The sequence below is a fragment of the Phocaeicola fibrisolvens genome (assembly GCF_025567125.1).
Taxonomy (GTDB): domain Bacteria; phylum Bacteroidota; class Bacteroidia; order Bacteroidales; family Bacteroidaceae; genus Phocaeicola; species Phocaeicola fibrisolvens.
Map to the genome: position 1 here is coordinate 60881 of NZ_JAOQJI010000002.1, position 19591 is coordinate 80471.

Genomic DNA, 19591 nt, shown 5'->3' on the forward strand with positions numbered 1-19591 from the left:
CCGTCAGTTGATGATGAATTTCACGCCTATCCCGTACTCCGTGTGGCACACGCCCATGCTGCCGCCCCAGAGGAAACGCTCCCTGAGCGAAGCCGTCAGCGCGATGAAGTCCGCGAGATACACCTCCATGTCCAGCGTGGCGGCGCAACCATAGACGAAGGCATCCCCGTTGTCCAGCCTCGCCCCGTCGTACAGCGTCTTTTCGCCCCAGTTCACCGTTTCATATCCGGCAAGGGCTGACGCGCCCGCATAGAGGAACACCACCTTTTTCGCGTCCGACAGGAAGTTGTAGTAGAAACCGCCCTCCGCCGTGAACTGTGCCGCAGGGATGGTCGTACTCCTATAATCATGGTTGGTTTGCAGATATTCCACCCCGTACACCCACTTGTTGCCGCCTTTGGCATAGCTTGACAAAGTGGCTCCCAGCACATAGCCGTCCGCCTCGTTCAGCCCGGCTTTCAGTTCGATGCCCCGCATCTTCGGCAGGCACCGCTGGGCTTCCGCCCGTCCTGCCAGGAGGACGGACAGAAGCGTTACAAGGAAAAAGACTCTCGCTTTCATCGCACGCGCAGTTCGTTGATGGTTTCAGCCTGTACCAAGTCCTCGTTCTCCACGGTAAACGTCTGGTGGCGTCCGCCGTCCTTCTCGTTCATCTCCACCACGAGCTGCTTGCCGTCGGGGATGGTGAACTTCGGAAGGCAGAACACCGTGCGTTCGGACTGCTTCCCCGCTACACGGACGGCGTAGTTGTAGACGCGGAGCGGGAACAGCACCTGCTCCTGCATGGCGGTACGCTTCGCCACCTTCTTGTCCACAATCTTGAACGTGATGTAGTCCACGTCAAACGGCACGTTGCTCTGGTTCTTGATTTCCGTGTGGAAATACAGCAGGTCATTGTGGACATAAATCCCTTTCAGCAGGTACTGGATGCCGAAACGCTTGCAGCCGATGTGCTTCACCTTGCGCTTGTCCTCCTTGTGCAGCGACTTCATGATGAGGTGTACCAGCATCGGGCTTTCGCTGCCCAGTTCCTTCAGGTAGATTTCCTGCGCGTTGTTCGGTCGGTTCACCGTGCTGCCGTCGTGGATAAAGTCCTTCATCTCCACGTTCAGGATAAGCGGCTCGTCGGCGTACTTCACGTTAAAGGTATAGAAACTGCCATCCTCCGTGATGACGCTCATGTTCGTCTCGCTACGGAAGTCCTTGACCGTCGCCTTCACACGGATGACGTTCTCCGCGCCGTCCGCCTTGCCCGCTATCAGGTTGGGCGAACCCAGGTCCACGTAGCGCACCGCCGCCGGAAACAGGATGTGGACGGTCTTGTCATACGTGACTTCCAGACCGTGCGGCGGTATCATGCGGTCGAACATCAGCTTCTTCGTCAGACCGTGGTACAGGTCGCCGTCCTCCTCCGTCTGCGGATAGACGTCCTTCACTAGTTCCAGCCCGTCCTCCTTGGCGGTGGCGGTGCTGTCGTTCGTCACTCCCTGCGCGTAGGTCGCACAGGCGATGCCCATCAGCAGGGCAAACATTGTCATTACTTTCTTGATACTCATTTTACGTTGGATTTAGTGGTAAATAAAAATTGGTTTGTTGATTATTTTTTCTTTTTTCGCCTTTATGTTTTTGGACTGTTCATTCCTTTTCTTGGTAGAGCAATACCCTGTACCCTGACTTCAGATGTACCTTGACCGTGCGCATCCTTTTCGAGATGTACTGCGAGATGCCCTGTATCGCCCCTCGCCCCAAGTCGGAGGCGAGCTGCGCCCCCGCGTCGGTCGATATGTTGATGCTGCTGCCGAGCGAGCTGCCCATGTTCGCCCCGATTTCCTTTGCCGCGTCTATCTCCATCGAGCCGGGGATGAAGATACCCGCCTGTCCGTCGCTGTCGTACACCTCCAGTTCTACCGGGATGATGCTTCCCCCGTGTTCCAGCGAGGTGATGCCGATGCCGAGCCTTTCGCCCTGCAACCGTGCCGCGCCCACAAGGAGCGTGTTCTGGGGAATGACGCGCCCTGACACGCGCATCGGCTCCAGCAGCCGGAGCTTCACCGTCTGCCCGTCCGTGAGGGTCTGGTCGCCCTGCACGCAGGCGGCGATGGTGTTCTTTTCCGAGGCTTCCGCTGTGCCGATGGCGGTGTGGAAACCGTAGTTCCGTTCACCTGCGTAGTCAGCGATAAAAGCCGAGTCCGTCATGGGCTGCGGCAAGGCGGATACCACTGCCGGACGCACCCCGCTCACCGGTTCGGCTTTCATACCCTTTCCGTTGGTTTCAGGTACGGCAATTTCTTCTTTTGGCTGAGTCGCCTGTCCGGTGCTGTTGCCTCCATTTTGGTATTTTGCCGCCAGCTCATAGGACTTCTCCAACAAGGCGACCTGTTCCTCCATAGTAGAAGGCTTGCCCTCCTGCGCCATCAGCATGGCTTCCAGTTCGTCGATGCGTTCCCGGAGTTCCTCCTTTTCCGTGTCCTCCTTCGGCGGCTCGTAGAACGTGCCGAGTGAGGTGTTCAGCCGTTGGTAGGCGGCAGCGGAAGTGCGTATACCGGCTTGCCTTTCCTCGTCGGACTTGTCTTCGGGCGTTTCCGTCCGTGTCAGGCGGTAGTCGTCCGATACAGTATCGCTTTCATTCCCGTTTCCGTCGTTCCAGAACGAGGACAGGTCGCCCACCATACCCCGGCGTTCCTTGCGGCGTTTCTCCAGTTCCAGCTGCTCGTAGGCCTTGGTCTTGTCGCCGATGATTTTGGAGTCTTCGGGCAGGGGCATATCCGTGTTGAACCCCTGTCCTTGTTGCTCCTTTTCCTTGTCCTCCTGCGAGGGCGCGAAGATGAGCCACATACATCCGGCGAACAGCAGCACCATCAGCGGATAGACCAGCATCTTCTTCCTTTGCTGACGCTGCTGTTCCGTCAGCGGCTTCTTCTCTTTTGTTTCATTCTTTTTCTGTTCCTTTTCCATACATTTTGTTTTTAACATATTGTTCATACGCTTCTTGCATACTGCTTTTTTGTGGCAGTTCAGGTTTCTCTATGTGCCGTATCTCCAACGCCCTTTCCCCCTTGCCGAAGCCGATGACGGCGGTAGCGGTCATGTAGAGGCAAAGGACGGCGAAGACGGCAAATGTCGTGAGGACTATCCTTAACCGCGCCTTTGGAGACAAGGCATCCAGTTTTCCACGCAATTCCTTCTTGAAATCGGTGGCGTATTTTTCAATGAGATTTTTCACCTTTCCCATATTGTTACCTTTCAATGGTTCGGATGTCCCTGTTCTCCAATACCGTGAATCCCTCGATGGTGAAGCCGTTGGGGTTGTCGTCCGAGCGGCTCGCGTTGAGCAGGCGGCAGGCGGTCACGAGCGTGCGTTCCGTCACGTTGCTCTCGCGGATGATCATCTGCCTTGCGTATGTCCGCGCCTCGTAGGGGTAGCGGTCGAAGTTGCACACCACGCTGTCCACCTGAAGCACCTGGTTGATGTTTCCGGCGATGATTCGGTTGTAGAAGCCCTTTTCGGCGAAGTCGGCGTAGTAGTTGTACGCACTCTTGTCCGCCAGGAGCAGGGCACGCTTCACGTTGTGCTCGATGGCGCTTTTCTCCGGCGAGAGGGTGAAAAACAGCTCGTGGAAGCGGCGCACGTGTTCCCTGGCTTCCGCCGGGCGGTTCTGCGACAGGTCCTGCGAGAGCGCAAGCATCAGGCTCTTGCCCCCGTCGAGGACGTATATCTTCTGACGCTGCGCCTCGGCAAAGCGGAAGGCGCACACCACCGAGCAGACCACCACGAGGGCGCACGCCGCCGTATAGACGATGCCGAACAGACGTATCTGCCGGAAGCTCGTCTCGATGTTCTTGAGTGATTTGAATTCCATTTTCTTCTTTTCGTCTTTTTAGTTCATAAATACTTTCTCTTTACGTAACTCTTTTTCCCTTGTCGCCGACTTGAGAGCGTCAAGTCAGCGACAAGAGGGACACAAGTCAGCGACTCGTGAAAGGCATGACATACTACTTCCTGAATATCTTTCCGGCCGTTCCCTTGATGAGCTTGCCCGCGCGTCCCGCCACGTTTCCTGCGGCTGCACCCGCCACGCTGCCGCCCAAAGCTCCGGCGGTGTTGATGTTCTTGTTGTAGTTTCCTATACCACCTCCGGCCTGGATAATCCACCCTGCCACCGTCGGGATGGTGAAATAGCCCACGATGCCGATGATGAGGAACACGATGTACACCCCGTCGCTCGCGTCCAGCGAGAAGTTCGGGTCAGCCTGCATCCGCTCGATGTCCTGCCGGAGCATCAGTATCTGGATTTTCGCCAGTATGGTGCTGAACAGGTCGGACACCGGAAGCCACAGGTAAATCTGTATGTAGCGGCTGAACCATGCCGAGAGCGTCGAGTGGAAGCCGTCCCACACGGCGAAGGCGAAGGCTATCGGTCCGAGGATGCTAAGCACCACGAGGAAGAACGTCCGGAGCGTGTCGATAATCAGCGCGGCTGCGGCGAACATCAGCTCCAGCAGCTCGCGGAACCATTCGCGCACCGACTTCTTGATGTTGTACGACGCCCGGTCCATGTACATCCCCGTCATTGTCACGAGGTCGGAGGGCGACCAGCCCAGCTCGTCCAGCTGCCGGTCGAACTCCTCATCCGAGGCGAGGTAGGCGGTTTCCGGGTTGCGCATCATCGCCTCATACTCCAGCTTGTCCTTCTGCTCGCGGTATTCGTTCATATCGAAGGTCTGCGTTTCGAGTATCCCGTGTACGCCCTGCACGACAGGGCTCAGCACGCTGTTCATCGTGCCCAGCACGATGGTCGGGAAGAACAGGATACACAGGCCCAAGGCAAAAGGTCTCAGCAGCGGGTACACGTCTATCGCTTCGGCACGGGCGAGCGACTGCCACACGCGCATCGCCACATAGAACAACGCGCCCAGCCCGGCAAGCCCTTTCGCCACGCCCGCCATGTCCGCGCACAGCGGCATCATCTCGTCGTAGAGCGAAAGGAGTATCTGGTGAAGGTTGTCGAACTCTCCCATAACCTACCAGTATCTTTCGTTGGCCGTCCCGTACAGCGACATCACCCGGTCCATGTCGTTCTTCTTCCTCGCCCGGAGGTAACTTACCGAGATGGTCTTGTTCGTGTAGTAGCGCACGAGGTTGCGGTAGTTCATCAGGCTGCGGTAGGCGTTCTCGATGATGGCGAGGCGTTCCGCGTCCGAAAGCGACATCCCCGTGACGTTCACCACGTTCTTCAAATCCTGCAACACGTCCGAGCTTTCGTCTATCAGCATGGCGTAGCCCGACGAGATGGCGGCAAGCTCCTCCGGCGTGTAGTTCTCATCCGACAACATACGCTGGTAGTTGTCCACATAGATTTCGGAAATTTCCATCACCAGCCCTATGCTTTTCGACACCTTCACGCCGCCCTTCACCACGTCATGCACGGATTTCAAGGCATCGTAATACTTCTTTCCCTGCTGGAAAATCTTCTGTGTTTCCAGGAAGCCGTTAAGCGTGTTCGCCTTCGTTCCCGCCGTCTCCACCATCTCCTTGGCGGAGTTGATGATGCTCTGGGCGAGGTTGCCGGGATCGGACACTACCCATTGGGCTTTTGCCGTGCCCGCACCCGTGAGGCACAGGCAGGCGACAATCATTGTTGTTTTCAATTTCTGTTTCATTTACATTGGATTTAGTGGTAAATAAATAGATTATTACAAATTCTCCTTTCCCTTTGTCTTTTCGCCGTCGGCTGTTTCATCCGTGACCACCCGGATATAGTCGCCGTTCGGTGAGAAGGTCAGTACGTCCGTTTCCTCGTTGTACGCCACGTCAATGCGGAAGCCGGTATTCATGTAGAGGTTTCCGTCCGCTTCCCTTTGCAGCAGGTAGGTTTCCGGCTTCAGCCTGCGCCGCACGCCCGCCCCGCGGAACAGCGTCACCTTGTAGAGTGCGCCCTCCTTGTACACCAGTATGTCGGGACCCGACTCCACGCTCTGCCAGTTGCCGCATATCTTCTCGCGTATATCTTCGTTTTCTTTCATTACCGTCTCGCAGGCTTGCAGCATCAGCGATGCCAGGCCTATCAGACCGCCGCAAAGCAGCAGCCGTTGTGTCTTTGTCAGTTCAATGTTCATTTCCTGTTTCAATTTTTAATGATGAATAATCGGTTTATTGTTCTTCTTCTTTTCGTTTCTCCGCAATCTGCCGGATGGCGGCTTCCATGTCGCCGCCCAGTTTTTCCGCCAGTTCGCGCACTTCCATCTTCTCCGTTTCCTCCGTCGTGTAGGCCAGATATTCCTGCATGGACACCTCCGTGGCGTACACCGCCGACTGCGTGCCGCCAAGTCCTATCCACACTTCCTTGTACCGCCGTGACGGGTCGTTGGACTGGTTGATGGAGAGTATCTGCGACTTCTCTTTTTCCGTCAGCCCCAGGAGGGACTGTATCTGGTCAAAGCGGTTCATGAACTTCCGCTGGTCAAGCAGTATCTTGCAGTCCGAGTTGTTGATGATGCTTTCCTTCACAATCGGCGACGAAATGATGTCGTCCACCTCCTGTGTCACCACAATCGCCTCACCGAAATACTTTCTGACCGTCTTGTACATATACCTCAGATAATCAGCCATGTTTGCCGAGGAAAGGGCCTTCCAAGCCTCTTCCACAATCAGGAGCTTCCTGACGCCTTTGAGCCGCCGCATCTTGTTGATGAACGCCTCCATGATGATTATTGTCACCACCGGAAAAAGCTCGGCATTATCTTTCACGGCATCAATTTCGAAGACCACGAACCGCTTGTGCAGCAGGTCGATGTTCTCCGTGGAGTTGAGCAGGAAGTCATATCTTCCGCCCCTGTAATACTGCCGGAGCGTGGTCAGGAAGTTGTCGATGTTGAAGTCCGACTTCGCCACCTTGATGTAGCGTTCCTCCATTTCTTTGCGGTACACGTCCCTCATGTATTCGTAGAACGAGTTGAACGACGGCACGATGTTCTTGTCCTGACCGAGCAGGAGGATATAGGCGTTCACCGCGCTGCCCAGCTCCGCCGACTCCGTTTTCGTGGCGGGTTCGTTCTCGCTTTTCCACAAGGTGAGCAGCAGCGTCTTGATGCTGTCCTTCTTCTCCACGTCGAACACCCCGTCGTCCGTGTAGAACGGGTTGAACGAGATAGGCTTGTCCTCCGTGTAGGTGAAGTAGATGCCGTCCCTGCCTTTGGTCTTGCGGTGAATCATCTCGCACAGCCCCTGATAGGAGTTGCCCGTGTCCACCAGTACCACGTGGGAGCCTTGTTCGTAATACTGTCTGACAAGGTGGTTCATGAAGAACGACTTGCCGCTGCCCGAAGGCCCCAGCACGAACTTGTTGCGGTTGGTCGTCACGCCCCGCTTCATCGGCAGGTCGGAGATGTCGATGTGCAAGGGCTTGCCGCTGATGCGGTCCGCCATGCGGATGCCGAAGGCCGACGGAGAGTCCTTGTAGTTGGTCTCGCCCGCGAAGAGGCATACCGCCTGTCCGATGAACGTGTGGAACGACTCTTCCGCCGGAAAGTCCGCCGCATTGCCGGGGATGCCCGCCCAGAACAGTGTCGGGCAGTCCGTCGTGTTGTGGCGCGGCACGCAGCCCATGCTGGCCAGCTGGCTGCCCACATCATTTTTGATACGTTTCAGTTCCTCCGTGTCATCGCTCCACGCCATCACGTTGAAGTGGACGCGGACGGACTTCAGCCCCTGAGAGTGCGCCTCGTTCAGGTATTCCTCCACCCATTCGCGGTTGATGGCGTTCTGGCGGCTGTACCGGGAGAGCGACTGCATGTTGCGTGCAGCCTTCTCGAAGCGGCGCAGCTCCTCGTCGCTGTTGCCGATGAACACGTACTGGTTGTAGATGTGGTTGCAGGGCAGCAGCAGGCCCAGCGGTGCGGCGAACGACAGGCGGCAGTCCGAGCGGTCGGTGGAGAGCCGCTTGTAACGGCTGTCCGTGGCCACCGCTGCGGGCAGGTCCTCCGTGTCCGACAGGGTGTGCAGGCACAGGCGGTTGTCGCCGACGCGCATCTCCCTTGCCGTCATCTCGATGTCCTCCAGACAGTCCACGTTACCCAGCGACAGGGCGAAATACCTCCCGATGATGCCCGTTTCCTTCTCAGTTCCGACAAGCTCGTCATCGGAGAGCCGGCGCAGTTTTATATGTCCCGAATCGTTCATGATACGCGCGAACTGCTCCACCGCCTCAATGAACTTCACCGCCGTTTCCTTATCCTGTATTTCCTTCGGCACGCTGTGCCCCCGGCACAGCGTGTTCCAGTTGCTCTGCTGGCGCAGCCGTTCCTTCGTGGTCTTCGTCAGGAACAGGTAGCACTTGTGGTGCAGGAACGGACGCTCGTTGAAGTGCATCTCGTAGCTGCGGGCAAGGAAGCCCATGCCGTCCCGGCCGAGGTCGGGACGGTACCGCTCCTTCACGTACCAATCCTGCTTGTGCAGCACCGAGTAGTCGGGCAGCACCTTTATCGCCTTGCACCACGCGGCGTGGATGTTCTCGTACTCCTCCGCCGTGACGGTATAGACCTCCGGCAGCTCCACCTCGAAGGCGGCGGTGATGTCCGCGTCCTTCGAGACGATGCAGCCGTGCTCCACCGAGAGCAGGGGGAAGCGGCTTTCCAGCGTGGAGGCTTTCATTACATTTCTCATACGTTTCTTCCTTTCTTCCTTTGTTGTCTTAACAGTCTGGACACCCGTCGGCGGTGGAGCACATGGCGGGGGCGCATCCGTGCCGCGCCCAGCTTCATCAGCCCGTGTTCGCCGTATTTGGCGTTCAGGCGGAACGTGAGCCACACGAGCGAGGAAGCGGACACCACACCGAAGCCGATGCAGAGCCACTGGCCCGCGCCTGCCATGTACAGGATGATGAAGAGGACGAAGGCGGCAAGCAGCCCGCCTGCGAACAGGAAGAGGTATTGCGCCTTCAGTCCCTTGAACTCCACCGGACGGCCGATGCCCTTGTTGATAGGGTACTCAGCCATTGTCCTTATACCTTTTTTATTAAAGGAAGAATGAGCGTAGGATGGTCGCACTCACAATCAGGAAGATGCACGCTCCGAACCAGCTTGCGGCGGTCTTCGAGGTGTCGGGATCGCCGGCGCTGAACTTGCCATACACCTTGATGCCTCCGATGAGTCCTACCACCGCGCCGATGGCGTAGATAAGTTTCGTGGCGGGGTCAAAATAGGAAGTGACCATGCTGGTGGCTTCGGTGATGCCCGCCATGCCGTTTCCTTGTGCGAATGCTGAAGTGGTTGCAGCCAGCAGAAGGGCCGCGAGAATGAGTTGCTTTTTCTTCAAATTTGTCATAATCGTTTCTTGTTTTTGTGCCTCCGGGTTGGATATTCCCTTCGGCGGTTGATACTTGTTTTACTTCTTGCGGCTCTGGATGGAGCCGGCTTTTGGATTTAGTGGTTCGGTGGCAAGCCGATGGTTTAGCCGTAGTCGATTTTCTTTTTTCGCATCGTTGTTACTTTTACTGGTTATACATAGTCGCGGATGTCAAAATCCGCAATGTCATCAGGCACTTTCGGCATATCGTTTGAAATGTTGTCAACGGAAACGGGATGGCTCCCGTTTTTGCCCGTTCCGGCTTTCGCTTTCTTGTCAAGGCACCTGTTCATAACTGCCCGCACTTTGTCATACATCCCTTCAGAATTGGTCAGCTTGTCGAACAGCTCGTTGCCTTCCATGTCAATGAATACTTTTCCGGCATGGTCAAGCTCGCTGTCCGCCGCTTTCGGTTTCTTCACCGCAAGGACAGCCCTGTCAATGTCCTCGAAGGTATGGCCGTCGGCCTGATGCGGAGTGCCGTCGAAACCTTCATCATCGTCATACTCGGACAAGTCGGAGACACGGTAGTCGGTAAAGGTCTCGTCCAGCTTGTCATTTGGTACTTGGCGCGACGTCTTGGCTTCCTGCTCTTGACCGTTTACGGGTACCGTTTCATCGGCAAAGGTAACATCCTTTTCATCCACGACCTCGGCTTTCGCGGAAGTGGCAGCTTCTGGCACAGAGGTGTCCTTTTCTGTCCTTCTCCGCTCCGGCATCCTGAACTTGCTCTTGCCCATGATGTCGGGCAACGTCCTGCCGCTTTCCGGTTCCGGAGGCTTCTTGTTTCCGCTGCACCCTGTCATTTTCCTTTCGTTCATCATATAGAATACCGTCCATACGTTGAACAGCATCAGTAAGACTATCAGCACTGTTTCCATAGGTCATATATGTTTCCGTAAAAGGTAGTGGTCAAAGTAAAGGTCGTTTATTTCGGCACGGTACATTTCAAGATGTTCGCAAAGTACCTTGTCAATGTAGGCGCCGATGGTTGTCTTGTTCCTACCTAACGTATGCACGATGTCCGCTATCTTCTCCTGGACTTCCCGGCTGATATACACGCATTGCCTTGCCTTGAGTTCGTCCCTCTTTTCAAGGAAATACGAATATGGGCGGGAATTGCGCGTTCCCTGTATGTCGGCGAACTGCACGTCGCCTTCATCAGCGCATTCCGGTGATGGTTCTCCGGCTATCCCTTCCATGATTGAGGCGATGTCCTCAAATGAAGTGCGTTCATTACCTGTTTTCTCATTCCCGTTTGCGGAAGCGCACCCCTTTGATGCGCATTCAGTCTTCTTGTTTTTCTTTAATAATCCCATTTCAGTCTTTGTTTTTAGATGTTGAATGATTTGATATGTCTGTTGAATGATTCGGTGATGCCGTCACGGTATTCCTCGAAGTGGGCGGTCAGCACGTTGTCCACATAGCTTGCCATCGAAATCCCGTTCCCGCCTACCACCTGTATGATTTTCTGTATGCGGTCGTGGTACTCCGGGCGGATATAGGTCTGTCTGCCCCTCCGTGCGGTTATGTCGGACTCCCTGATGAACCTTTCTTCATATTCCCGCCATGTCCCTTTTACCGGAGGCTTCTTCTTGGATGGCTTGCCGCTTTCGACGGTTTCCTGCCCGGTGCTTTCATTGTCCGTGGCGGCGGGCGCGGACGTTCCGGATTTCGGAGGCAGGACGTCCAAATCGTCCTGCCTGAGCGAGTTGATGACCACGTCGGCATAGTTCTCCTCAATGTTCCTTTTCTTTTCCATGCCGCTTTATGCCTTTACGGTTTCCAATATCTCGTCCACCAGCAGGTCGAGGTTGCTTCCGCGCACGAGGGCCTTGTCCGCAGGGAACACGGTGGAGCGGAACACAGCCTTGCGTTCACGTGCCGTCTCCTTTCTGAAACGCTTGCTGTCCGGCAGGGCGGTTTTCAGAATGGGCAGGGCGAGTTCCGCGCATACGTCCGTGTACACGGAATAGAGTTCGCTCTTTTCCCGACCGTCCACCATGTTCCATACAAGGTGTATGGCCTTGACGTTTCCTTTGCCCATGCTGATGAAATGCTCGTTGATGACCTTGGCGAACACGATGGAGCTTTCCATGACCACACGGTCCGCAATGATGGGAGTGAAGATGTAGTCCATCTTGGCCACCGTGTTGATGACATCCCTGTTGTTCGCCGTTCCGGGCATGTCGAAGAAGATGAAGTCAAGGTCAGGCAGCTTGGCTTTGAGCCGTTCGGCCGTCTCGATGGCTTCGCCCGCCGGGCAGCACACGACCGGGTAAGGTTTCTTGCCCAGCCTCTTTATCTGCTCGTAGGCCATCTTCTGGTAATACGGGTCTTCTACGGATGCCTTGGTGTCACGCTTGCGCATGTCATACACGCTGTACTGGGGAAAGTCGCAGTCTATGACCGCCACGTTGTACCCTTTCACATAATGCAGGTAGCTTGCGACGAGGACTGTCAGCGTCGTCTTACCTGCGCCTCCTTTCTGGGTGGAGAATGCCACATAGTTCGTCTTTTTCATTCTTTTTGTTTTTTTAGTCTGTTGAACATTGGCCGGGCGTGCCGCGTATTGCCGGCAGTACGTACACACACCTGACCGTTTTTTCAGTTATGCGCCCTTCTGTCCGTCCATTCGTTCCGCCGGGTATTCTTGCGGGTTTTCGCGCGTGTTTCCGCAAGGTTTTCCGACAGTCCGCAAGCGTGGCCGTATGCGAGGCCCGGCTCATATCCGGACTTATGGGCGTTGGTTCATCCTTTCCAGCGGATGGAGGTTCCTCCGTGTGTCTGAATGTCTGAACACGCTGCAAAGTAAAGGGCATTTTTCCATATCCGTATCGTTTTGGAGTTTGGTGGCAGCTTGTGGCAGCAAGTGGTAGGGAGTGGCTTCGTTCTTATCACGTTTTCAAAGGCTTAAACGCCCTACCTTTGCACCCAAGCGGCAGGGCAAAGCCGAAAGCGCGTACCGCAGGCCCCGGCTCCGTCCTTCTTTTGGGCAGCCGAAAGGTATCGGGCGACCGATACCTTATGAAAAGGTAATGACAGGTCTATCTCCAATCCGTCTGCCACGGATTTTTGTGTCCTCAAAGACACAGCAAGGTATGTTTCGAGTTACCCGAAACCTTGCGGGTTACTCCCGCAAGCCTTGCCCCTGAAAGGGGAAGGGGGCTTCCTCTCCGAAGTCGGGAAGCCTGTTTCTTACCTGCGGTATGTATGCCGGAAGCTGCGCTTATGGCGTGAAACCACTAAATCCATAGTAATAATGAACAGAGAACGTAAGAAAGGGGGAAGACACCCCAAGTTGGAAAAGAAAACGCACCATGTGATGCTGCGTTTCAACGACGAGGAATGGCTCAGGTTCCTCGCCATGTACGAACAGACGGAGGTGAAGGCAAAGGCGGTGTTCGCCAAGGCACGCATCTTCGGCGGGGAGTTCCGTGTGTTCCGGGAGGACAGGACGCTGGTGGAATACTACGCCAAGCTGTCTTCATTCCATGCGCAGTACCGCATGATAGGCAACAACTACAACCAGACCGTCAAGGAGCTGCGCTGCCATTTCTCCGAGAAAAAGGCGATGGCATTGCTCTACCGGCTGGAGCAATGCACGAAGGAACTGGCGGCATTGACCCGCCAAATCGTGGAACTGACAAAGGATTTCGAGGAACGATGGTTGCAAAAATCAGTTTAGGGAAATCGTTGTTCGGGGCACTGGCGTACAACGGGGAGAAGATTAACAAGGAACAGGGCAAACTGCTCGGCACGAACAAAATTTTCGACGGCTGTTCCGGCAGGATGGACATCAGCCGCGCCATGCAGGACTTCTCGCGCTACCTCTCGCCCCACGTGAGGACGGAGAAGCCCGTCATGCACGTATCGCTCAACCCGCATCCCGATGACCGCCTGACGGACATGGAACTGGAGAACATCGCGCGTGAGTACATGGAACGGATGGGGTTCGGCGAACAGCCGTACATCATCTACAAACACGAGGACATCGACCGCCACCACCTGCACATCGTGACCATCCGCGTGGATGATAACGGCAGGTGCATCAGCGACCGCTACAACTTCCGCAGGAGCAGGGAGATTACCCGTGAGCTGGAACACAAGTACGGTCTGCACCCCGCCGACCGCAGGCAGCACCGCCATGACAACCCCTTGCGGAAAATGGATGCTTCGCAGGGCGACGTGAAGCGTCAGGTGGCGAACACCGCCAAGGCGGTCATGGCGACCTACAAGTTCCAGACGATGGGCGAATACCGCGCCCTGCTCTCCCTCTACAACGTCACGGTGGAGGAAGCCCGTGGCAACGTGGACGGGCGCGAGTATCACGGGCTGGTCTATGCCGCCACCGACGATGCCGGGAACAGGGTGGGCAATCCTTTCAAGGCGTCCCGTATCGGGAAGTCCGTCGGCTATGAAGCTGTGCTGCGCAGGTTTGAATTTTCCAAAGGGCAGATCCGCGACAAGCGTCTGGCGGACAGGACACGCAAGACCGTCGCCGCCGCGCTCGCCCGGACATACCGCAAGGAGGAGTTCATCGACCTGCTTCGCGCAAAGGGCGTGGATGTGGTGTTCCGCCACACGGACGAGGGGCGCATCTACGGGGCGACCTTCATCGACCACCGCACGGGCTGTGTGCTGAACGGCTCACATTTGGGCAAAGAGTTTTCCGCCAACGCCTTGCAGGAGCATTTCACCCTGCCGTATGCAGACACACCGCCGATGCCGTTCACCGTCACGGAGGACGCACTGCAAACAGACATCCATTCCTATGAGGAACACGACGAGGGTCACTCCACGGGCTTGGGCTTGCTTGGCAGTGACGCATCGGGCGCACAGGCGGAGGAAGCCGCCTTCGAGCGCGAACTCAAACGCAAGCGGAAGAAACGCCGCAAGGGTTTGGGGCTGTAATTTATTCCTCCGCAGGGCATAGGGGATGAGGTCGGACTTCATCCTACATCAAGTCCGGCCTCATGTACCATGAAGTCTGGGGTGATGTATGCTCACCTCCGTACCGTGCCTTGCGGAGATATTGTTCAACTTAAAAACAGAAACAGATTTATGTCACAACAGGAAGACGATTTGAGGGCATTGGCGAAAATCATGGATTTTCTCCGTGCCGTAAGCATTATTCTGGTGGTCATCCACCTTTATTGGTATTGTTACGAAGCCGTAAGGCTGTGGGGCATCGACATCGGTGTCGTAGACCGGGTGCTGGTGAACTTCGACCGCACTGCCGGGCTGTTCCACCACATTCTTTATACGAAACTCTTTGCGTTGGTGCTGTTGGCGCTTTCCTGCCTGGGCACGAAAGGCGTCAAGGAAGAAAAAATCACATGGGGAAGGATTTGGACGGTGCTTGCCGCTGGGCTGGTGCTTTTCTTTCTCAACTGGTGGATATTGTCCTTGCCTTTACCTGTGGAAGCCAACGCAGCTTTTTATGCGGCTTCAATGGCAGCGGGCTATGTCTGCCTGCTCATGGCAGGCACATGGATGAGCCGTCTTCTGCGCACCAACCTCATGGAGGACGTGTTCAACGTGGAGAACGAGAGCTTTATGCAGGAAACCCGGCTCATCGAGAACGAGTATTCGGTGAACCTGCCCACACGCTTCTATTACAGGAAGAAGTGGAACAACGGGTACATCAACGTGGTAAACCCGTTCCGTGCGTCCATCGTATTAGGCACGCCGGGCAGCGGAAAGTCGTATGCCGTGGTAAATAATTTTATCAAACAGCAGATTGAAAAGGGCTTTAGTCTTTATTGTTACGATTTCAAATATCCTGACTTATCGACCATTGCCTACAACCATCTAATGAACCACGGCGACGGCTACAAAGTCAAGCCGAAGTTCTACGTGATCAACTTCGATGATCCGCGCCGGAGCCACCGCTGCAACCCCATACACCCGAATTTCATGGAGGACATTACCGATGCCTACGAGAGCGCCTACACCATTTTATTAAATTTGAACAAGACTTGGGTGCAAAAGCAGGGCGACTTCTTCGTGGAGAGTCCGATTATACTGTTTGCCAGTATTATCTGGTTTTTACGGATTTATCAGGATGGAAAGTATTGCACCTTCCCACACGCCATCGAATTGCTGAACCGCCGTTACGAGGACGTTTTCCCTATCCTCACCAGTTATCCCGAGCTGGAAAACTATCTTTCACCCTTTATGGACGCTTGGCAGGGCGGCGCGGCCGAGCAGTTGATGGGGCAAATCGCTTCAGCGAAAATACCATTGTCAAGGATGATTTCCCCGCAACTCTATTGGGTCATGTCTGACAGCGAATTTACGCTTGACATCAACAATCCCGAAGAGCCGAAAATACTCTGTGTCGGCAACAATCCCGACCGCCAGAACATCTACGGCGCGGCATTGGGGCTGTACAATTCTCGAATAGTCAAGCTCATCAACAAGAAGGGCAAGCTGAAGTCGGCGGTAATCATCGACGAGCTGCCCACGATATATTTCAAGGGGCTGGACAACCTCATCGCCACCGCTAGAAGCAACAAGGTGGCGGTCTGCCTCGGCTTTCAGGACTTCTCGCAGCTCAAGCGCGACTACGGCGACAAGGAAGCGGCTGTGGTGATGAACACGGTGGGCAACATCTTCTCCGGTCAGGTGGTGGGCGAGACCGCCAAGACCCTTTCGGAACGGTTCGGGAAAATCCTGCAAAGGCGCCAGAGCATCACCATCAACCGCGAGGACAAGTCCACCTCCATCAACACGCAGATGGAAAGCCTGATACCCGCGAGCAAGATTTCCACGCTCACGCAGGGCATGTTCGTGGGCGCGGTGGCCGACAACTATGGCGAACGCATCGAGCAAAAGATTTTCCATTGCGAGATTGTGGTGGACGCGGAGAAGGTGAAACGGGAGGAACAGGCTTACAAGCCTATCCCCGTCATTACGGACTTCACCGATGCCGACGGCAACGACCACATGAAGGAGATGATACAGGAGAACTACAACCGCATCAAGGCTGAGGTGCGTCAGATTGTCGCCGACGAGTTGCAGCGTATCCAGTCCGACCCCGAACTGCAACATCTCTTGCAGAACAAGTAATACGCCACAGGCGAAAAAAGGAAAATCCGCAGCTCGGTTCAGTTCACGACTGGGTTACGGATTTTTCTTTTCTTGTGCTGTCTTTTCCGCTTTAAGCAATTTGTTAAGGGTGGAAATGACAAGGGTCATCAGGTAACTCTTCAATTCGCTGTCTTCTTTCAGTAAAATGCCATACTCTTCGGCAAAGGCTTCCAACGTCCATCTCCGGATGTCTGCCATATCCTCCCCGAAGGGTATTAACCGGTTCTCATTCCAATAGGCGGTAACGGCAGATACGACCATTGACTTGAATGCCGACTTTTGTCCTGCATTCAGTTTCTTGTAGCGTGTCCTTTCCGTAATGGGCGGTTCGCTGTATGGCATGACGGACACCGGGTCATAGACGGACACCAAGTCGCCGCCGTAATCAACGATTATCGGCAAGTCTGTCGTTATACCGTGTTTCCGTTTCTTCTTTTTTGCCATCGTGCGTGAGAGAATATGCTGCTATAAATGAAGAACGCCCCCCAAGTATGCTGCCTTGCGGCTCGCCTGGGAGGCTTATTATCTTTTAGTTTATAACTGTCTTGTTAATCTTGTGATGCAAAGGTAGGCATTTTTTCTTGAATGGCAAGCGCATGAAGCCGGAAAAATGACTATTTCCAGATTTTTTCGTTTTCCCAACCTTCGGCAAAGCCCATTGCGGAAAGTGACGCTACGCCTTTATATTCATCGACCAACGTTTTCAGCCTATCCTTGAATGAAGAAGTGGGATTGGCTGTCTGCAAGAGGTATCCCAACATACAGAAGAAATAATACACCTTGCCACGCTGTACCGTATCAGGATTGCTTATCCATACCAGCCTTTTGGAAAAATGCAGTTTTTCAGGTACGATGCTCATTTCCCTATTCCAAAGCCTTGCATGGTGGGCGCACAAGTTACGCACGTAGTTCATGGTATGCAGCCATGAGCAGAATGTCTTTGGAGGCAAACCGAAATAATCGGCTATGCCGTTGATGTCCGCCCTGCTCTTCAATCCCGTACAGATGCGTGACAGGTGATTGAAATACATGATTTCCACACTCATCCACGAAGGGGGATTGACTGGATTGTCATATTTGTTCCGGTAGTGCTGGATGAACACCTCAGCCCGGTTACTGTGCAATTGGTCGCTGATATGTTTCTGGATTTCGGCATACACATCGAATGTCACGATGGAGCCGTCACGCAACACACGCCGTTCCGGAGCTTTGAATATGGAAGGATTATCTTGCCAATGGGAACCGTATTTGTGGCTCAACTGATAAATGATTTGTGTCCGGATGGCTATTTCCAGCCGTTCAATGGCATCGAATACGAGCAGGCGTAATTTTCGGTCAAACACGTACAGGTCATACACCATATCCCATGTCGTGCCTTCCTTGAAACTGTCAATGATTGTGCCGTTCTCCTTTTTCTTATAAGGCAGCATATAGGCACTGAGCCGGTAATAACTGATGTTGGCAAGCAGTCTTTCCGCCCGCGGAATGTCCGGAACAGACATGCCCCTTGACTGCAAGAGGGCGACTTGTTCCGTGTAATTCAAAGGCGGTTTCTTATATGTTTCCATTCTGTATGTGCATTATAAAATTGAGCCACTTCTTGAAGTGGCGAGCCTTAGCTTTTTCCATCTAAGGGCGATGATGGATACAAAAGTAACCTTTTTCATGGAGAAAACAGACAAGGAATATCCTTTTCTTCATGAATGCGTATAAAAAACAGGCAAGGAGACACTCACGCGCCCCCTTGCCCTCTTTGTTTTGTATGATTAACAAAAATGTTTTATCTTCTCATCCGCTCCCGTTCCTCGTCCAGCAGCATCCGTCTGTTCACCTTTTCCGCCGCACGGTCGAGGAAGTAGGTGCGGCTCTCGTTTTTGCGCATCTTGATGTCATTGTAGATATTGTAGCAGCCTTTCGCCTGCACGCCGAACACCTTGTAGAAGTAGGCGGCTATTTCTTTCAGCGAGGCTTCGCCGCCGTTGATGCAGCCCATCTCGCTGACACCGTAGATAAGTTCCACGAGGTCGGATGCCTTGCCCGTCCACCGCATCGGCGGGGCATCGGCAGGCGCATCGTCTTTCTTTTCGTCTTTGCAGGGGATGGAGGATAGTGGCGGCACTTGGCTGTGTGGCAGGACAAGGTGCTTCTGCATTCTGCGCACGAAAGCGAGTGCTTTTCGCACATACACGCAGTGGTCGGTATCCATGTCTTGCAGGGCTTTATGGTATTGCAGTTCCGTTTCCGCATAGCTCAACGCAGGCAATGGGTGGCAGAGGCTTGCCGCTCCCGTACAGAGCGACACGACCGCCGTAGTGAACTCGTTGTATGCCGCACCCAGTTCCGTGCGGCTGTCGGGGTTGTCTATCAGACGGAAGAATTCCGTCTCGGTCAGTATGAGATGTTCCATTTTGCTTTCAGTTTTATGTTATTACACTTGGGTTTGAAGTGTGCGCACATAATACTATACGGCAAATGGGGTGCCCAAAAGACTGCTTTTTTTAGATGTTTTCTCAAACATCTGATATTCATCTAATTAGGTACTATAATTTGTATTCTGAAGGATAGATTTCTTCCTCTTTCCTGTTCGGAATCAGAACACGGAACAGCCTCCCGAACACATAGGCGAACACGGATACGCCAGTCTTGCGCGGATTTCCGCCGCGTCCGTACACCGCCCTTACCGTACCGTCCTTGTACATCCGTACTGAACGGCATTCAAAGGTGTCTTCGGGCAGCATGGGGTGGAACAAGCGGCATCCGCCTCCCGCAACCACGGGTATCGTGTGGATGACCATCTCGTCAATGAGCCGCATCCGTATCAGCCCGTTGACCATTCCTGCCGTGGATGTTGCCGCCTCAATAAGGTAGACCATGCCGTATGGGCTGCGTTCCAGCCAGTCGGGAAGCATCGTCAAGGGAGTGTCCGGGGTAAGCACGTGGGCTGCGGCCTTCATCTTGCCAATCCCGTACCTGTCACCACCGAGCCATTCCGACGCCTTGCGTGAACTGTTTGCCAGATAGCCGTCAAGCGTGATGACGGCTGTCAATATGACTTTTCCCATTTTAGGTTTTTCTTTAACGACCCGGGCCGTAAAAAAGATAGCGTACAAAACACGCTATCTCTAATGGCGGCTCTGGTAAAGCCTTACGGGA

The 19591-nt window shown here is 54.5% G+C and carries 22 protein-coding genes; 3 read left to right on the plus strand and 19 right to left on the minus strand.

Annotation, left to right across the window (positions count from 1 at the left end):
* Window positions 1-3: 3 nt before the first annotated feature.
* The 15 genes from OCV81_RS00970 to OCV81_RS01040 form a co-directional block, all read right to left on the minus strand.
* On the minus strand, window positions 4-561 hold the full coding sequence (locus OCV81_RS00970) for a conjugal transfer protein TraO (protein WP_148327820.1): 558 nt from the start codon (window positions 559-561) through the stop codon (window positions 4-6).
* Window positions 558-1556 carry a conjugative transposon protein TraN gene (traN, locus tag OCV81_RS00975; protein WP_394802506.1) on the minus strand — a complete coding sequence of 333 codons (999 nt, stop codon included), beginning with the start codon at window positions 1554-1556 and terminating at the stop codon, window positions 558-560. Before traN ends, OCV81_RS00970 begins: the two co-directional genes overlap by 4 nt.
* Before the next feature lie 79 nt (window positions 1557-1635).
* Window positions 1636-2955: a conjugative transposon protein TraM gene (gene traM / locus OCV81_RS00980; RefSeq protein ID WP_148327822.1), complete on the minus strand. Its 1320-nt coding sequence runs from the start codon at window positions 2953-2955 to the stop codon at window positions 1636-1638.
* On the minus strand, window positions 2930-3232 hold the full coding sequence (locus tag OCV81_RS00985; RefSeq protein ID WP_148327824.1) for a TraL conjugative transposon family protein: 303 nt from the start codon (window positions 3230-3232) through the stop codon (window positions 2930-2932). The genes traM and OCV81_RS00985 overlap by 26 nt, the downstream gene beginning before the upstream one ends.
* Window positions 3233-3236: 4 nt before the next feature.
* Window positions 3237-3860, minus strand: a complete 624-nt coding sequence (traK, locus tag OCV81_RS00990; RefSeq protein ID WP_148327826.1) for a conjugative transposon protein TraK — start codon at window positions 3858-3860, stop codon at window positions 3237-3239.
* A 133-nt stretch (window positions 3861-3993) separates the two neighbouring features.
* Window positions 3994-5019, minus strand: coding sequence for a conjugative transposon protein TraJ (traJ, locus tag OCV81_RS00995; protein ID WP_148327828.1), 1026 nt, complete (start codon window positions 5017-5019; stop codon window positions 3994-3996).
* 3 nt (window positions 5020-5022) lie between these two features.
* Window positions 5023-5661 carry a DUF4141 domain-containing protein gene (locus tag OCV81_RS01000; protein ID WP_148327830.1) on the minus strand — a complete coding sequence of 213 codons (639 nt, stop codon included), beginning with the start codon at window positions 5659-5661 and terminating at the stop codon, window positions 5023-5025.
* A gap of 33 nt (window positions 5662-5694) precedes the next feature.
* Window positions 5695-6117, minus strand: coding sequence for a DUF3876 domain-containing protein (locus OCV81_RS01005; RefSeq protein WP_148327833.1), 423 nt, complete (start codon window positions 6115-6117; stop codon window positions 5695-5697).
* A 34-nt stretch (window positions 6118-6151) separates the two neighbouring features.
* Complete coding sequence (locus OCV81_RS01010) at window positions 6152-8662, minus strand: TraG family conjugative transposon ATPase (protein ID WP_148327835.1); 2511 nt, start codon at window positions 8660-8662, stop codon at window positions 6152-6154.
* A complete protein-coding gene (locus tag OCV81_RS01015) occupies window positions 8659-8994 on the minus strand; it encodes a DUF4133 domain-containing protein (RefSeq protein ID WP_148327837.1) in 336 nt (111 codons plus the stop codon). The genes OCV81_RS01010 and OCV81_RS01015 overlap by 4 nt, the downstream gene beginning before the upstream one ends.
* 19 nt (window positions 8995-9013) lie before the next feature.
* The gene (locus OCV81_RS01020; protein ID WP_148327839.1) at window positions 9014-9322 is read right to left on the minus strand and encodes a DUF4134 domain-containing protein; all 309 of its coding nucleotides are present in this window, start codon (window positions 9320-9322) and stop codon (window positions 9014-9016) included.
* A 173-nt stretch (window positions 9323-9495) separates the two neighbouring features.
* A complete protein-coding gene (locus tag OCV81_RS01025; protein ID WP_148327841.1) occupies window positions 9496-10224 on the minus strand; it encodes a conjugal transfer protein TraD in 729 nt (242 codons plus the stop codon).
* A gap of 3 nt (window positions 10225-10227) precedes the next feature.
* Window positions 10228-10662, minus strand: coding sequence for a DUF3408 domain-containing protein (locus OCV81_RS01030; RefSeq protein WP_148327843.1), 435 nt, complete (start codon window positions 10660-10662; stop codon window positions 10228-10230).
* A 14-nt stretch (window positions 10663-10676) separates the two neighbouring features.
* A complete protein-coding gene (locus OCV81_RS01035; RefSeq protein WP_148327844.1) occupies window positions 10677-11105 on the minus strand; it encodes a DUF3408 domain-containing protein in 429 nt (142 codons plus the stop codon).
* 6 nt (window positions 11106-11111) lie between these two features.
* On the minus strand, window positions 11112-11867 hold the full coding sequence (locus OCV81_RS01040; protein ID WP_148327846.1) for a ParA family protein: 756 nt from the start codon (window positions 11865-11867) through the stop codon (window positions 11112-11114).
* Window positions 11868-12605: 738 nt separating this feature from the next.
* Here OCV81_RS01040 and mobA point away from each other — a divergent pair.
* The 3 genes from mobA to mobC all read left to right on the plus strand — a co-directional run bounded on the left by mobA (window position 12606) and on the right by mobC (window position 16417).
* Window positions 12606-13031, plus strand: a complete 426-nt coding sequence (gene mobA, locus OCV81_RS01045; RefSeq protein WP_032570600.1) for a conjugal transfer protein MobA — start codon at window positions 12606-12608, stop codon at window positions 13029-13031.
* Window positions 13010-14257, plus strand: a complete 1248-nt coding sequence (gene mobB, locus OCV81_RS01050) for a conjugal transfer protein MobB (protein ID WP_148327848.1) — start codon at window positions 13010-13012, stop codon at window positions 14255-14257. The genes mobA and mobB overlap by 22 nt, the downstream gene beginning before the upstream one ends.
* Before the next feature lie 150 nt (window positions 14258-14407).
* The gene (gene mobC / locus OCV81_RS01055; protein ID WP_148327850.1) at window positions 14408-16417 is read left to right on the plus strand and encodes a conjugal transfer protein MobC; all 2010 of its coding nucleotides are present in this window, start codon (window positions 14408-14410) and stop codon (window positions 16415-16417) included.
* A gap of 54 nt (window positions 16418-16471) precedes the next feature.
* Here the strand turns inward: mobC and OCV81_RS01060 are convergent, their stop codons facing one another.
* The 4 genes from OCV81_RS01060 to OCV81_RS01075 form a co-directional block, all read right to left on the minus strand.
* Window positions 16472-16882, minus strand: a complete 411-nt coding sequence (locus OCV81_RS01060) for a hypothetical protein (protein ID WP_148327852.1) — start codon at window positions 16880-16882, stop codon at window positions 16472-16474.
* Window positions 16883-17052: 170 nt separating this feature from the next.
* Window positions 17053-18006: an Abi family protein gene (locus OCV81_RS01065; protein ID WP_148327854.1), complete on the minus strand. Its 954-nt coding sequence runs from the start codon at window positions 18004-18006 to the stop codon at window positions 17053-17055.
* Between the two features lie 212 nt (window positions 18007-18218).
* Window positions 18219-18845 (minus strand): RteC domain-containing protein, encoded by a 627-nt coding sequence (locus OCV81_RS01070; protein ID WP_148327856.1) that lies wholly within the window; start codon window positions 18843-18845, stop codon window positions 18219-18221.
* Between the two features lie 133 nt (window positions 18846-18978).
* Window positions 18979-19500 carry a hypothetical protein gene (locus OCV81_RS01075; RefSeq protein WP_148327858.1) on the minus strand — a complete coding sequence of 174 codons (522 nt, stop codon included), beginning with the start codon at window positions 19498-19500 and terminating at the stop codon, window positions 18979-18981.
* Window positions 19501-19591: the final 91 nt, after the last annotated feature.